Origin of the sequence: Paenibacillus sp. FSL H8-0259 (genome assembly GCF_037963255.1) — a bacterium.
In the GTDB taxonomy this organism is placed as follows: domain Bacteria; phylum Bacillota; class Bacilli; order Paenibacillales; family Paenibacillaceae; genus Paenibacillus_AQ; species Paenibacillus_AQ phytohabitans.
In genome coordinates, this window is the sequence record NZ_CP150147.1 from 7635247 (window position 1) to 7650925 (window position 15679).

11 protein-coding genes are annotated in these 15679 nt (G+C 52.8%); 1 reads left to right on the top strand and 10 read right to left on the bottom strand.

Annotated features, from left to right (window positions below; translation table 11 throughout):
- Window positions 1-122 precede the first annotated feature (122 nt).
- On the top strand, window positions 123-926 hold the full coding sequence (locus NSU01_RS32855; RefSeq protein ID WP_042140214.1) for an alpha/beta hydrolase family protein: 804 nt from the start codon (window positions 123-125) through the stop codon (window positions 924-926).
- 232 nt (window positions 927-1158) lie between these two features.
- Here the strand turns inward: NSU01_RS32855 and argH are convergent, their stop codons facing one another.
- From argH to secA, 10 genes are all read right to left on the bottom strand, one after another.
- Window positions 1159-2574, bottom strand: a complete 1416-nt coding sequence (gene argH / locus NSU01_RS32860; RefSeq protein ID WP_076246427.1) for an argininosuccinate lyase — start codon at window positions 2572-2574, stop codon at window positions 1159-1161.
- Between the two features lie 138 nt (window positions 2575-2712).
- A complete protein-coding gene (locus NSU01_RS32865) occupies window positions 2713-3948 on the bottom strand; it encodes an argininosuccinate synthase (protein WP_039302739.1) in 1236 nt (411 codons plus the stop codon).
- Between the two features lie 688 nt (window positions 3949-4636).
- Window positions 4637-5605 (bottom strand): ornithine carbamoyltransferase, encoded by a 969-nt coding sequence (argF, locus tag NSU01_RS32870; protein ID WP_076246425.1) that lies wholly within the window; start codon window positions 5603-5605, stop codon window positions 4637-4639.
- Window positions 5602-6894 carry an aspartate aminotransferase family protein gene (locus NSU01_RS32875; protein ID WP_256703963.1) on the bottom strand — a complete coding sequence of 431 codons (1293 nt, stop codon included), beginning with the start codon at window positions 6892-6894 and terminating at the stop codon, window positions 5602-5604. The genes argF and NSU01_RS32875 overlap by 4 nt, the downstream gene beginning before the upstream one ends.
- A gap of 151 nt (window positions 6895-7045) precedes the next feature.
- On the bottom strand, window positions 7046-7861 hold the full coding sequence (gene argB, locus NSU01_RS32880; RefSeq protein ID WP_076246423.1) for an acetylglutamate kinase: 816 nt from the start codon (window positions 7859-7861) through the stop codon (window positions 7046-7048).
- A gap of 112 nt (window positions 7862-7973) precedes the next feature.
- The gene (gene argJ, locus NSU01_RS32885) at window positions 7974-9206 is read right to left on the bottom strand and encodes a bifunctional ornithine acetyltransferase/N-acetylglutamate synthase (RefSeq protein WP_042141746.1); all 1233 of its coding nucleotides are present in this window, start codon (window positions 9204-9206) and stop codon (window positions 7974-7976) included.
- Window positions 9207-9228: 22 nt separating this feature from the next.
- On the bottom strand, window positions 9229-10278 hold the full coding sequence (gene argC, locus NSU01_RS32890) for an N-acetyl-gamma-glutamyl-phosphate reductase (RefSeq protein WP_076246420.1): 1050 nt from the start codon (window positions 10276-10278) through the stop codon (window positions 9229-9231).
- 189 nt (window positions 10279-10467) lie between these two features.
- A complete protein-coding gene (locus NSU01_RS32895) occupies window positions 10468-11352 on the bottom strand; it encodes a YitT family protein (protein WP_042140219.1) in 885 nt (294 codons plus the stop codon).
- A 97-nt stretch (window positions 11353-11449) separates the two neighbouring features.
- A protein-coding gene (prfB, locus tag NSU01_RS32900; protein WP_144026153.1) for a peptide chain release factor 2 occupies window positions 11450-12563 on the bottom strand; the annotation gives its coding sequence in 2 pieces (ribosomal slippage) (window positions 11450-12490 and window positions 12492-12563; 1113 coding nt in all).
- Window positions 12564-13125: 562 nt separating this feature from the next.
- Window positions 13126-15630, bottom strand: coding sequence for a preprotein translocase subunit SecA (secA, locus tag NSU01_RS32905; protein WP_076246415.1), 2505 nt, complete (start codon window positions 15628-15630; stop codon window positions 13126-13128).
- Window positions 15631-15679: the final 49 nt, after the last annotated feature.

Consider the following 15679-nt stretch of genomic DNA (forward strand, 5'->3'; position numbering starts at 1 on the left):
ACTTCCATTATATTCTTTCAACTCCGGCACCAGCAATGCTTGCAAGGAATAAATCTAGAGATTTCTACAATTTATATCGTTTAGCGGCTGTGCTATTATTTGGGCTGAAAGGGGATATGCAAATGGCTTTAATCGAATGCAAGTTTTATTCGGAAGTGCTGGGGCTGAACACCTCGATGACCGTGATTCTGCCGCAGCAGACTACTACACAGATCGGAATGAGTAATGTGTCACGGGGGAACCTTCACCCTACGCTTTACTTGCTGCACGGCTTGTCCGATGATGATTCGATCTGGCTGCGCCGGACCTCGATAGAGCGTTATGTCGCGCAGATGGGCATTGCCGTTGTTATGCCTCAGGTCCACCGCAGCTTCTACACCGACATGGCGGCGGGCGGACAGTATTGGACATTTATCAGTGAGGAGCTGCCGGCGCTGGCCCGTTCCTTCTTCCCGTTGTCGGCGAAACGCGAGGATAACTTCGTAGCCGGACTGTCGATGGGCGGTTATGGAGCGATGAAGCTGGGGCTGCGCAAGCCTGAAGATTGGGCCGCTGCCGCGAGTCTGTCCGGTGCCCTGGATATGGCCCATCATTTCATGAACTGGGAAGATAAATCGCAGAAGACGAAGGAGTATGTGCAGATTTTTGGAGACAAGGACATTGCAGGCACTCCTGAAGACCTGCTGTGGCTGATGAAAGAAGTAGACCGCTCCAAAGGGCCGAAGCCCCTTCTCTATCAATGCTGCGGCACCGGGGATTTCCTCTATGAGGACAATCAGACTTTCCGTAAGGCCTGCTCCAAGACCAAGCTGTCACTGACTTACGAGGAAGGGCCGGGCGAGCATGAATGGGGATATTGGGATACCAAGATCCGTGATGTACTGAACTGGCTGCCACTCGGCAAAACAAAGTCCGCTGACTTGTAAGCGGGTACCCGCCACGCATGTGAATTATAACTTCATTTTCTGCAAAAAAAGACTGTCCTCCCGCATCCTATCGATGCGGTAGAGGACAGTCTTTTTGAAAAGATAAGAATTTATATGCTTTGCACAATAAATGATCCTTATCTTTCTCGCTGAAACGATACCGTCCTTATTAAAGGACGGTATCGTTTCCACTTGTTGATTCAGTTATATCCGCTGCCAGCTTAGCTGCTTCTTATTGTGCAGCATCCCCATGCTGCACAACCCATTCGTTAGCCGCCAGCAGAGCTGCCTCGGCCCGTTCAATGGCTGCCTGCACCTGAACAGTAGCTGTGCCGCCGTATACGTTACGGGCGTTCACAACAGCCTCCGGCTGCAGTACAGCGTAGATCTGGTCATCGAACAGCGGCGAGAACTGTTTGAATTCCTCCAGGGTAAGATCCAGCAGGAATTTGCCTTCATTGATGCAGTACAATACGGTCTTGCCTATAACCTCATGCGCCTGGCGGAAAGGCAAACCCTTGCCCACCAGGAAGTCAGCGATATCGGTCGCGTTGGAGAAATCGGTATTCACGGCTTCGCGCATCCCTGCCTTGTTCACCTTCATCGTGGAGATCATCGGCGCGAACAGCTGCAATGCTCCTGTCAAGGTGGCTACAGTATCGAACATGCCTTCCTTGTCTTCCTGCATATCCTTGTTATAGGCCAGCGGCAGCGATTTGAGGACGGTCAGCAGCCCGATCAGGTTGCCGTAGACACGGCCTGTCTTGCCGCGTACAAGCTCCGGCACATCCGGGTTCTTCTTCTGCGGCATGATGCTGCTGCCGGTGCAGAAGGCATCGTCCAGCTCCACGAAGCTGAATTCCGTGCTGCTCCACAGCACCAGCTCTTCGCTGAGCCGGGACAGGTGAGTCATCACCAGCGCTGCGTTGGCCAGGAACTCAACAATGAAATCACGGTCGCTGACAGCGTCCAGGCTGTTCTCATAGACGCTGTCGAAGCCCAGCTGCTCGGCCACGAAGTGGCGGTCAATCGGGAACGTTGTTCCCGCCAGCGCCCCTGCACCCAGCGGCAGCACGTTGATCCGCTTGTAGCTGTCGGTCAGGCGCTCCGCATCGCGGCGGAACATGGATACATAAGCCAGCAGATGATGCGCGAACAGAATTGGCTGAGCGCGCTGCAGATGGGTGTAGCCCGGAACAATGGTCTCCACATTGTCCTTGGCTTGCGCGATCAGCGCTTCCTGAAGCTCATGCAGGAGAGCCACCAGCTCTACTACACGGTTACGCAAGTAGAGATGCATATCCGTCGCTACCTGATCGTTACGGCTGCGGCCGGTGTGCAGCTTGCCGCCGACCGGACCGATCTCTTCGATCAGATTCTTTTCAATATTCATATGAATATCTTCATCGGCTACGGAGAACACAATCTCTCCCGCACGCACCTTATCCAGTACCTTATTCAGTCCGTTCTTGATCGTCTCCACATCATCCTGCGGCAGAATCCCGCATTTGCCCAGCATCGTGACATGCGCCAGACTGCCCTGCACATCCTCTTCTGCAAGTGCCTTGTCGAATCCGATGGAAGCTGTATACTCCTCCACCAGCTTGTTCGTTCCCTTGGTAAACCGTCCGCCCCACAGCTTGCTCACCTGTTGTTTCCTCCTCGATTGACGTTAGAAGGGCCGCCCCTGTCCGGATGGGAGGAACGGCCTTCTTCTGTCCGCTTATATTGTGCGATGCTGTATAAATTCTTATATTTTGAAAAACCGCTAAGCGGCTAGATGCTGCTACTTGTTGGACTCTGCTACGCCGGCCGATACCTTCAGGCGCAGAGCATTCAGACGGATGAAGCCAGTTGCGTCTCCCTGATCATATGCCTGTGTAGGATCTGCTTCCATAGTAGCGATATCCGGGTTGTACAGGCTGACCGGACTCTTCACACCGGCCCCAATGATATTGCCCTTGTACAGCTTGACGCGTACAGTACCGGTTACGTTCTTCTGGCTTTCCTTCACCAGAGCCTGCAAGGCAAGCCGTTCAGGAGCGAACCAGAAGCCATTATACACAAGCGTGCTGTAACGGGTGATCAAACTGTCGCGCAGGTTCATGACTTCACGGTCCATGGTGATCGACTCCATTTTGCGGTGAGCGGTGAACAGGATCGTTCCGCCCGGTGTTTCGTACACGCCGCGGCTCTTCATGCCGACGAAACGGTTCTCCACCATATCGACGCGTCCAATGCCATGCTTGCCGCCGAGCTCATTCAGCTTCTCCATGACTTGCAGCGGGGATAACGGTTCGCCGTTCAGCGCTACGCAGTCGCCCTTCAGGAAGTCCAGCTCCAGATATTCCGCTTCATCCGGAGCATCTTCCGGCGCATTCGACAGCAGGAACATTTCCTTATTCTCCGGTGCGCTTGGATCAAACCAAGGATCTTCCAGCACGCCGCTCTCATAGCTGATATGTAGCAGGTTACGGTCCATCGAGTACGGCTTCGCTGCTGATGCTTGTACCGGAATACCGTTGGCTTCAGCGTAAGCGATCATTTCCGCGCGCCCCGGGAACTGGTTACGGAACTCTTCAAGACGCCAAGGAGCAATCACTTTGATGCTTGGGGACAAGGCTGCGGCGTTCAATTCGAAACGCACCTGGTCATTCCCTTTGCCGGTTGCCCCGTGAGCAATAGCAGTTGCGCCTTCGGCGATGGCGATGTCCACCATACGCTTAGCAATCAGCGGACGGGCAATACTTGTGCCCAGCAGATATTGGCCTTCGTAGAGTGCGCCCGACTGGAACATCGGGTAGATGAAATCATTCGCGAATTCGTCGCGCAGATCATCGATGTATACTTTCGAGGCGCCGGTCGCCAGTGCTTTTTCCTCCAGGCCGTCCAGCTCTTCCTTTTGGCCGATATCAGCTGTAAAAGCAATAATCTCCGCGTCATACGTTTCTTTCAGCCATTTCAGAATGACTGAGGTATCCAATCCGCCGGAATAGGCGAGTACAATTTTTTCTTTTGCCATGGGGGTGCAACTTCCTTTCGTTGTGGGGGAGGTTATAAGATCAACTGCAATCTCATAATCGGGTTTTAGACGTCACTGCAGAGAATATTTGGACTTTCGGCCGCTGTTGTCTCCAGATATCTTTGAATATACCGCTGTAGCGGACAATATCCGGAGACAAAGGCGGACGCTACCGCTCCTACAGTTCCAAAATTCCCTTTCGATCCTTCTATCCCTCTTATTTCAATCCAGTTCATCTTATATAGGTTTGTATATAAGATAAGATCCAAACAGGCTTACCCCTGTTTTACTCTAAGATTCAAACAACTAACAGAACTTACATAGGCCTAGTACAATGTTAGATTTAAACTAGTGAAAAACTACTTTGGTAAATCGCTTGCTGAGGGTTTGCAGTAAACCAGTTACGGTATATATGCAAGCTTAATTGTACTTTATACAACTAAATCGTCTGATTTTCAACCGATTATCCATTTAGTTGTATTTCGTACAATTAAACTGCCAGTTGTACGCGGTTTTCACCTATTCGGGCAGATTTAGTTGTACAGACTACAGTTATAAGAGGCAAGCCTCCCTTTTCGCTGTTTTTAATTGCACAGTATACAACTATCACTGAATTTCACTTGGAACTGAATACATCAATTGCTTCTTTGTTGTATTAAATTACTTCTTCAGTTCTGGTTGTACTAGGTTAGCCCATCAAAGCAGCCATAAGCGCCTTCTGCGCATGCAGGCGGTTCTCCGCTTGATCGAAAATAACGGAGTTCGGGCCGTCAATGACACCGGTGCTGACCTCTTCCTCACGGTGGGCCGGCAGGCAGTGCAGGAACAGATAGTCGCTTTTGGCTCCCTTCACGAGTTCCTCATTGACCTGATAGTCCTTGAATGCCGCCTCACGCGCCAGCTGTTCAGCCTCGAAGCCCATGCTCGCCCATACATCCGTATAGATCACGTCAGCGTCCTGTACCGCCTCCTGCGGGCTGCGGGTAACGGTGATGACCGAACCTGTCTCCTTAGCGATCTCGCGCGCCTCGGCTACTACAGCCGCATCTGGCTCATAACCTTCCGGTCCGGCGATCGAGACATGTACGCCCAGCTTGGCTCCGCCGATCAGCAGGGAATGCGCCATGTTGTTGCCGTCGCCGATATACGCGAGCTTCAAGCCCTTCAGCTTGCCCTTGTGCTCGTATACAGTCTGGTAATCCGCCAGCACCTGGCACGGATGCGCCAGATCGCTCAGGCCGTTGATAACCGGAACGGATGCATAACGGGCCAATTCTTCCACTTTATCATGGCCGAAGGTACGGATCATAATACCGTCCAGATAACGCGACATCACCTGCGCTGTATCACCAACCGTCTCACCGCGGCCGAGCTGGATGTCATTCTTGCTGAGGAATAGCGCATGACCGCCCAGCTGATACATGCCTACTTCAAACGACACGCGCGTGCGAGTTGAGGATTTCTCGAATATAAGACCGATCGTCTTGCCCAGCAGCGGCTGGTAGACTTCACCGTTCTTAGCTTTGCGTTTCAGCTCAATCGCCAAATCAATCAAATACGTGATTTCCTCCGGGCTGTAATCATTCAGCTCCAGAAGATCACGTCCCTTGAGCTGTGCGGCGATAGTCTCTGTAACGCCCGTTGTTCCCTGACTCATGAATCTGCCTCCCCGTTTCCTTTGTTAGCATAAGTATGAATTAGTTCCGAAAGGATGTCCACCGCCTGGTTGATCTCCTCGCGGGTTACGTATAAATTAGGCAGCAGGCGAACGACATTCGGTCCGGCTTGGACGAACAGCAATCCGCGTTTCTGTCCGGCCAGCACAATCTCGGCCACAGGCTCTGCACATTCAATACCGATCAGCAGGCCCTTGCCGCGGATATCCTTCACGAAGGTAGTGTCCGCCAGTTTCTCTCTAAGCAAGCCGGTCAGATAATCGCCCATCTCAGCAGCCCGCTGCGCCAGCCCGTCTTCCAGCATCGTCTCAATCGTCGCTTCCATGACCGCTGCGGCCAGCGGTGTGCCGCCGAAGGTAGTCGCATGACTGCCCGGGCTGAATGCTTCACGAAGGTAACCCTTGCCCAGCATAACACCGGCCGGGAAACCGCTGGCCACGCCTTTGGCCAAGGTGAAGATATCCGGCTCAATGCCGTAATGCTGATGGGCGAACAGCTTGCCGGTACGGCCCATGCCGGTCTGCACCTCGTCTACGATCAGCAGCAGTCCATGTTCCTTGCATAACGAGACTACAGCGTCAAGGAATTCCTGCTGCACTTCAATCACGCCGCCCTCAGCCAGCACCATCTCCAGCATGATCGCTGCCGTATGCTCCGTGATTGCAGCTTTCAGTGCCTCCAGATCATGCAGAGGCACAGTCTTGAAGCCTGCCGGAAGCGGCAGGAAGCCTTCTTTTACCTTCGCCTGCCCTGTTGCTGTCAGTGTAGCCAGCGTGCGGCCGTGGAACGACTGCTCGAACGTGATCACTTCATAGCGGTCCGCACCCTTCACCTTCTGGTGATACCGGCGCGCCAGCTTAATCGCTGCTTCATTCGCTTCCGCTCCGCTGTTGCAGAAGAATACCTGATCCGCACAGCTGTTGTCTGTAAGCAGCGCAGCAACCCGGTCCTGGCCCGGAATGTGGAACAGGTTCGAGACATGCCACAGCGTATCAATCTGTTCCTTCAGCTTCGCGCCTACCTTCTCTGGAGCATGGCCCAGGCTGGTTACAGCGAGTCCACACATGAAATCCAGGTATTTGTTCCCCTGATCATCCCACACCCAGCTGCCCTTACCCTTGACCAGACTAATATCATATCTGGCGTACGACGGGAATACCGCACTCAGCTTGGCAGGAGCAGCAGCGGCCCCCTGTTCCTTCGTTTCCACAGAACGTTCCTGCGGCGCCCCCGTCAAAGAATCCTTATCTGCCTGTGTAAGCTCACTCATTCTCAGTCACTCTCCCACCATGCTGCTGCCGGATTACCGTCAGCGCTTCTAATTTACTCTCCACTACACCAGATCCCCATCTGCCAGATGCCAATCAGATCAACCTTGCACTCCCTATACCACTCCGGCAGCTAAGCTGCTAACTGCATAATTATCGGACAATCCGCGTCCCCAGCTCTTCGCCCTGCAGCACCCGGCTGAGCACATTCGGCTCTTTGCCGTCGACAATGACAACCTCGGACACCTTGCCCTGAATGCAGTCCATCGCAGCACGCACTTTAGGAATCATTCCGCCGTAGATTTCACCATCCGCAATCAGTTCCTCAATCTGCGCCACCGTCACAGACGGGAGCACAACCTTCTCTCCGTCCAGCACACGCATAATTCCCGGCACATCCGTAACCACGATCATCGTAGGCGATTCCACAAAAGATGCCACCGCTCCGGCAGCTGTATCCGCATTAATATTGTAACGCTGACCGCCACCATCCACACCAATAGGGGCGATTACCGGGATGTAACCCATCGCGAGGATACCCGTCACAATCTCCGCTCTGACCTCGGTCACTTCTCCCACCATGCCCAATACATCGCTGTTCGCAACCGGACGCGCCATAATCAGGTTGCCGTCAACTCCGGATAATCCGAGCGCCTGCCCGCCGGTGGCTTGAATCCGGCGGACAATCGCCTTATTAATGCTTCCAGCCAGCGTCATCTCTACCACATCGAGCACTTCTTCCGTCGTCACCCGCAGACCGTTCACGAAGCTGCTCTCAATCCCAAGCTTCTCCAGATTCCCCGAGATCGCCGGACCGCCGCCATGAACAATGACAGGCTGAACCCCGCTTCGCTGCAGCTCACCCAAATCCTCAAAGAACGAATCCGGCAGCGCAGCCAGCGTACTCCCGCCGCATTTCATCACGAACAGGCCACTGCCCGGCTGCTTCTCTATAGGTTCAAACGTCATCTCTCAGTTACCTCCCTATATAAGCTGAACTTAAGATACTAACTTAAAGCTCAGTCGTCACTACGGTGAATATTTGGACTTCCGGCCGCTGCCCGCCGCCAACCAGCGCAGATCAGGTGCGGTATGCGGCATTAATGCGCACATAATCGTAAGTGAGGTCGCAGCCCCAGGCTGTGGCACTTCCGCTTCCGTCTGATAACGTTACTGTAATCAGCACCGTGTCACTTTTTTGCAAATAATGCAGCGCCTTCTCTTCGTCAAAAGCCACCGGACGCGACGCCCGCAGCACCTCTATATCTCCCAGCTTAATATCTACCCGTTCCGGCGATACCGGCACTCCCGCGCGGCCTACAGCAGCGATAATCCTTCCCCAGTTGGCATCCGCTCCGAAGATCGCTGACTTCACCAGGCTTGATCCGACTACAGTCTTGGCAATCGCAGCAGCACCTTCATCATGCACTGCACCATTCACCTGCACTTCGATCAGCTTCGTGGCACCTTCCCCGTCACGGGCAATCGCCATCGCCAGACTCCGGCACACATGTGTGAACGCCGCGGCAAAAGCCTCCCAATCCGGATGCAGACGCGTCAGCTTCTCATTTCCCGCCAGGCCGCTCGCCATAGTGACCAGCATATCATTTGTGCTAGTATCTCCATCTACTGTAATCATATTAAAAGTAGAGTTGGTTGCACTGCGCAGCAAGCTAAGCAGATCCTCAGCATCAATGACAGCATCTGTAGTCATAAAGCCAAGCATCGTCGCCATATTAGGATGAATCATACCTGAACCCTTGGCCGCACCCGCAATCGATACCTCTGTACCGCCAACCGTTAGCTTGACGCAGCTTTCTTTTTTGACCAGATCCGTTGTAAGAATCGCCTGGCTGAACTCCTCTGCACCCGCAGCGCCGCCATCCAGCTTCTCCGGCAGTCCGGCAATGCCGCTGCGCACACAGTTCATCTTTAGCAGCTCCCCGATTACCCCGGTCGAGGCTACCGCAACATCCAGCTCGTTCACGCCCAAATAACGGGCAGCCGCAGCGCGCATCTCATACGCATCCGCTTCACCCTGATCACCTGTGCAGGCATTGGCATTCCCGCTGTTCACAATTACCGCCTGCAGCGTGCCATTCGCCAGACTCTCCCGTGTCACCTTCAGCGGAGCCGCCTGAAACACATTCGTGGTAAAAACCGCAGCAGCCGTCGCCGGAACCTCGCAGAGGATAGCTCCGAGGTCGTTACGTTCGGTTTTTTTGAGACCGCAATGCAGCCCTCCTGAAGTGAAGCCCTTAGGTGTAGTAATACTTCCGCCTTCCACGACGGTATATAGTTTGTTCTCGCTCATGTTATAGTTTGACCGCTGCACTTTATGGATACACTGGTATGTAGCCAAGACCGCGGGTTTCCTCCCATCCCATCATCAAATTCAGGTTCTGAATCGCCTGTCCTGCAGCGCCTTTAACGATATTGTCGATGACCGACACAATGGTGACCCGTCCGGTACGTGCGTCTGTGGCGAAGCCGATGTCGCAATAGTTCGATCCGCTGACTTCCTTCGTCGCCGGAACCACTCCGGGCTCGCGCACCCGCACATACGGTCTGCCTGCATAATACTTACGGTATAATTCCACGAGCTCCTGCTCGCTGTGTTCTCCGGTCAGCCCGGCATACATCGTGCTCATAATTCCCCGGGTCATCGGCACAAGATGCGTAGTGAACGTTACCGTTACTTTTTCCCCCGCGATATCCGTAAGCACCTGCTCAATTTCCGGGATGTGCTGATGTTTGTTAATTTTGTAGGCTTTGAAGTTCTCATTGATCTCGGCAAAATGAACCATCAGGCTCGTTCCCCGTCCTGCCCCGGACACCCCGGATTTCGCATCAATAATGATGCTGTCCGGTTTGATCCAGCCTGCCTCAAGTGCCGGAACCAGTCCGAGCAGCGTAGCTGTGGGATAACAGCCGGGATTAGAGATGAAATCCACACCGGCCGCACGCTCGCCGTATACCTCGCATAACCCGTATACCGCCTGCTGCAGATAAGCTTCCGGAGGAGCGGGATGCTTATACCACTGCTCATACTCCGCGCCGTCCTTCAACCGGAAATCCCCGGACAGGTCAACGACCTTGAGTCCGGCTTCGAGCAGCTGAGGCACCAGCTTCGCGCTCACTCCCGAAGGCGTAGCTGTGAATACGACATCCGCCCTGCCGGCAATCTCTGCCGCATCCACACCATCCAGATTACGCTGCACAATCCCTGTTAAATGAGGGAAGCCTTCCTCAATCGGCACACCGGCGCTCGAAGAAGATATTACTGAAGTAATCTCTATATCAGGGTGGCCCTGCAGCAGCCTGATCAGCTCCACGCCCCCATATCCCGTTGATCCGACAATCGCCGCTCTCAGCTTGCCTGTCATTGTCATCCCCGCTTCCCGTTTCTGCTTTATATCATTATTACCTGTGAATAACCGTTCTGCAAATATGTATTATTATACGACCGAATTAATATAAATACAACATGTAACGTTAACTTTATTCCGATATTCCCACTGGAAATGGCCATGCCTTTTATCAAAAGAAAAGCGCAGAGCTCCCCTAAAGGGAGTCTACGCTTCTCTTTTGAAACCTTCGCCCAGCACTTCATGGGCCTCCGTAATAATTACAAATGCACTCGGATCTACAGAGCGGACGATCGCCTTGAGTCTCGTAATTTCATTCTGGCCTACCACGGCCATCAGGACAGTACGATTGTCTCCAGTGTAACCGCCTTGCGCATTCAGCTTGGTCAGCCCGCGGTCCAGATCATTCAGAATCGCCTGCGAGATATCCTCCGTCTGATCGGAGATGATATACGCCACCTTCGTGGTGCTGAAACCTACCTCCAGCGCATTGATTACCTTGCCCGTCACGAACAGCCCGATCAGTGCATACATTGCCTGCTCCATACCCAGCACAAAAGCAGCCAGCGTAATCACCGTACCATCCAGCAGCACGACGGACAGCGAGAAGCTGAAGCCGGTAAGCTTTTGAATAATCTGCGCGAGTATGGTCAGTCCGCCCGTAGATCCGCGCCCGCGGAAGACCAGGCCAAGCCCCAGACCCACACCAATTCCTCCATATATAGAGGCAAGCAGCGGATTCGTAGTCGGCACCGGTCCGTCTTTCGTCAGGAAGATAAACAGCGGCAGCACAAAGCTCCCCAGCAGCGAGCGGATGCCGTACTGTTTACCAAGGAATATGACCCCGAGAATAAAGAGCGGAATATTAAGCGCCCACTGGGTAAAAGCCGGCTCCGCCCCAAACCAGGCCTCGGCAAGCACGGATAACCCCGATACCCCGCCGGAAGCAATCTGGTTCGGGAGGAAGAACAGGTTGAACGCCAGCCCCGTAATCAGCGAGCCGATCAGAATGAGCGCAATATCCACTGTATGACGCAGCGGCCCGTTTAGCGGGATGAGCGGAGGTTTGTTGCGTGAATTGATTTTTTGCATGGATGCCCTGCTCCTTAGATGTGATCTTACTGTCCTTGTTATTCTTTTCAGAAAAAAATCCCTACACCTCCGAAGACGCGTAGGAATATCCATGCCCTTATTCAGTTTCCGTCTTAATCTGACTGCGCAGGTAGCCGTCAATGAAGCCATCCAGGTCGCCGTCCATCACCGCTCCGACGTTGCCCGTTTCTACAGAAGTGCGGTGATCTTTCACCATGCTGTAGGGGTGGAACACATAGGAACGAATCTGGCTGCCCCAGGCAATCTCCGATTGTTCGCCGCGGATCTCATCGAGATGCGCCTGCTGCTCCTGGATTTTGCGCTCATAGAGCTTGGAACGCAGCATCTTCATCGCTTGTTCCCGGTTCTTGATCTGCGAACGTTCATTCTGGCAAGTTACCACGACTCCGGTTGGCAAGTGGGTAATCCGCACCGCTGAGTCCGTAGTATTGATATGCTGACCGCCCGCGCCGCTGGCCCGGTACGTATCAATCTTAAGATCCTCTGTACGAATATCTACTTCCACATCGTCCGCAATCTCCGGTACCACATCGCAGGATACGAAGGAGGTATGCCGTCTGCCCGAGGAGTCAAAAGGCGAAATGCGCACCAGACGGTGTACACCCTTCTCTGCCTTCAGGTAGCCATATACATTGTAGCCCTTAATCAGCAGCGTTACACTCTTGATGCCCGCCTCATCACCCGGCAAATAATCAAGCACGTCTACCTTGAAGCCCCGCTTCTCCGCCCAGCGTGTATACATGCGCAGCAGCATCTGGCCCCAGTCCTGGGATTCTGTTCCGCCCGCACCGGGATGCAGCTCCAGGATCGCGTTCAGCTTATCGTACGGCTGATTGAGCAGCAGCTGCAGCTCGAACTCATCTACCCTGCTGCTTACACCGCGGATCGTTCCGGCAATCTCAGACGCAAGCGCGTCATCGCCTTCTTCATCCGCCAGCTCCGCCATCATCGCCGCATCGTCATAATCCTGCTGCAGCTTATCGTATTGATCGACCACCGACTTCACGGCGTTCATCTCGCCAATAACGCTTTGCGCCTTCTCCGGCTCATCCCAGAACCCGGGCGCTGCCATCTTCTCTTCAAAGTTCGCTATAATCTCCAGCTTAAGGTCTAAGTCAAAGTGACCCCCTAAGATTGGTTAGTTTCTTGCCTATTTCACGCAGGTCCTGCTTCACATTAGGATCGATCACTTGGATCACATCACCTTTCAAAATAAAATATTGCGCCGGCCGCTGGGTTTGGACTTACCGGCATTAACGTCTATTCTCGCCGCTGACTACCCGCCTCTTACAACCGGTCCGCACGGTGTTGCTCGTAACTGCGGGGAATGTTTGGACTTCCGGCCGCTGTTGTGCCCAGATTTATTTGATTATACCGCATAGCGGAGTAAATCCGGACACAAAGGCGGACGCTACCGCTCCTACAGTTCCAAACTTCCCCTCCGTTACTCTCGCCTTAGCTAGGTTCTAAGAAACATTTCGTCTGCTTCGCTCATGCACGTCAAAGGCCTCAAAGCCCAAAAAAGCGGCCGGGCCGCAAACGGGGAGTCCCCCGGGCCCAGCCGCTTTTATTGTCATTATAACCTAAGTGACAGTGAACAAAACTCGAGGTGCATTACGGTGAAAGGTATTCGCAGCGCGATGACTGCTCATTATTTCACCTTGATCAAACAGAAACATTTTTGCCACTTTTCATAAATGGCACCGTTTCAGCGGGAAATTATTATACAACCAGACAAGTGAATTACTTCTCTTACGCCTGACCGTGACAGTTCTTATATTTCTTGCCGCTGCCGCAAGGGCATGGATCATTACGGCCGACTGTAGATTCCACATGCACCGGACGTTTCTCAGCAGGCTCAGCGTTCGTGGAGATCTTATCTTCTTCCACTACCGACTGACGCTCCTGATTCGCCTCGATGTGGGCCTTCATAATGTAGGTCGCCACTTCTTCCTGAATGTTCGCCGTCATGGCATTGAACATTTCGAAGCCTTCGAACTGATATTCGCGAAGCGGATCGGTACCGCCGTAAGCACGGAGGTGAATCCCTTGACGAAGCTGATCCATGGCATCGATATGATCCATCCATTTGCTGTCTACGGAACGAAGTACAATAACCTTCTCGAATTCACGCACCAGCTCAGCGCCGAGACGTTCTTCACGTGCTGCATATTTCTCCAGTACACGGCCAAAGATGAATTCGATGATTTCTTCTACTTCTTTGCCCCATAGATCATCACGGGTCAGGGAATCTTCCTCCAGCAATTTGCTGTTCACATAATCCGCGACTTCCTGCAGCTCCCAGTTTTCCGGGATATCGTCACTGCAGTGGGCATTCACAATACGGTCAACGACCGGTTTGATCATTTCCACTACAATGTCTTTGATATTGTCAGACTCGAGAATTTCCCGGCGCTGTTTGTAGATAATCTCACGCTGCTGATTCATCACGTCATCATATTGCAATACGACTTTACGGATATCGAAGTTGTTGCCTTCCACCCGTTTCTGGGCAGATTCAACCGCTTTGGTAATCATACGGCTCTCAATCGGCTGATCTTCTTCGAATCCAAGACGGTCCATCATGTTCAGCACGTTGTCCGCGCCGAAACGTTTCATCAGTTCATCCCCAAGTGACAGGTAGAACTGCGTGGAACCCGGGTCACCCTGACGTCCGGCACGTCCGCGCAGCTGATTATCGATACGGCGCGATTCATGACGTTCTGTACCAATAATATGCAGACCGCCAAGATCGGTCACGCCTTCGCCCAGTACGATATCCGTACCGCGTCCAGCCATATTCGTAGCAATCGTTACGGTTCCCGGCTGACCGGCAAAAGAGATGATTTCAGCTTCTGCAGCATGATGCTTCGCGTTCAGCACCTGGTGTCTGACACCTTTGCGCTTCAGCATTTCAGATACGCGTTCGGAGTTCTCAATCGATACCGTACCTACAAGCACCGGCTGATTCTTTTTGTGGCGTTCCACAATTTCAGCGACTACAGCGTTGAACTTGCCATTCTCGCTTTTGTACACCACGTCAGGCATATCAACACGCTGATTTGGTTTATTGGTAGGTACCTGGAGTACTTCCAGACCGTAGATCTTCTTGAATTCCTCTTCTTCCGTCTTCGCAGTACCGGTCATTCCACCGAGCTTGCGGTACATACGGAAGTAGTTCTGGAAGGTGATTGTAGCCAGCGTCATGCTCTCATTCTGGACTTCAATCTCTTCCTTAGCTTCGATAGCCTGGTGCAGCCCGTCGCTGTAACGGCGGCCCTGCATCAGACGTCCCGTGAACTCATCGACGATCATAACCTCGTCTTCGTTAACCACATAGTCTACATCGCGGCGCATAATTGCATTCGCCTTCAGCGCTTGTACGATATGATGGTTCAGCGTAACGTGACTGTGATCATACAGATTCTCTATGCCAAAAGCACGCTCAGCTACAGCAACGCCCTTCTCGGTTAAGGCAACAGACTTCACCTTAATATCAACAGTGTAGTCTTCTTCAGCAGTCAGCTTCTTCACGAAACGGTCTGCTGCATAATACAGCTCTGTCGATTTCTCAGCTTGTCCGGAAATGATCAGAGGTGTACGGGCTTCATCGATGAGGATGGAATCGACTTCGTCAATAATACAGAAATACAGCGGACGCTGTACCATCTGTTCCTTATAGAGCACCATGTTGTCACGCAGATAGTCAAAACCAAACTCATTATTCGTGCCATACGTAATATCGCAGGCATATGCTGCTTGTTTATCATTATGGTCCATGCCGTTGAGGTTGACCCCAACCGTCATGCCCAGAAAGTTATAGATTTGCCCCATTTGTGCGCTGTCGCGCTGAGCCAGATAATCATTTACGGTTACGACATGCACGCCTTTGCCCAAGAGTGCATTCAGATATACCGGCAGTGTACCTACCAGCGTCTTGCCTTCGCCGGTCTTCATTTCGGAGATCCGGCCTTCATGCAGCGCCATACCCCCAACTAACTGAACGTCAAAATGCCGCATGCCCAGCGTCCGTTTGGAAGCTTCGCGTACGGTTGCAAATGCCTCGGGAAGAATCTCTTCCAAGGTTTCACCCTTCTCAAGACGGGCACGGAACTCTACTGTCTTAGCCTGCAGCTCTTCATCCGTAAGCGATACGAAATCCGGCTCCAAACCATTAATTACTTCGACCGTCTTCATGAGACGTTTGACATCACGTTCATTAACGTCGCCAAATATTTTTTTAACAAGTCCTAGCATGGTTAACCCCTTTCATGCAACACAGATGGTGGAACCGAGCCCATCCTCA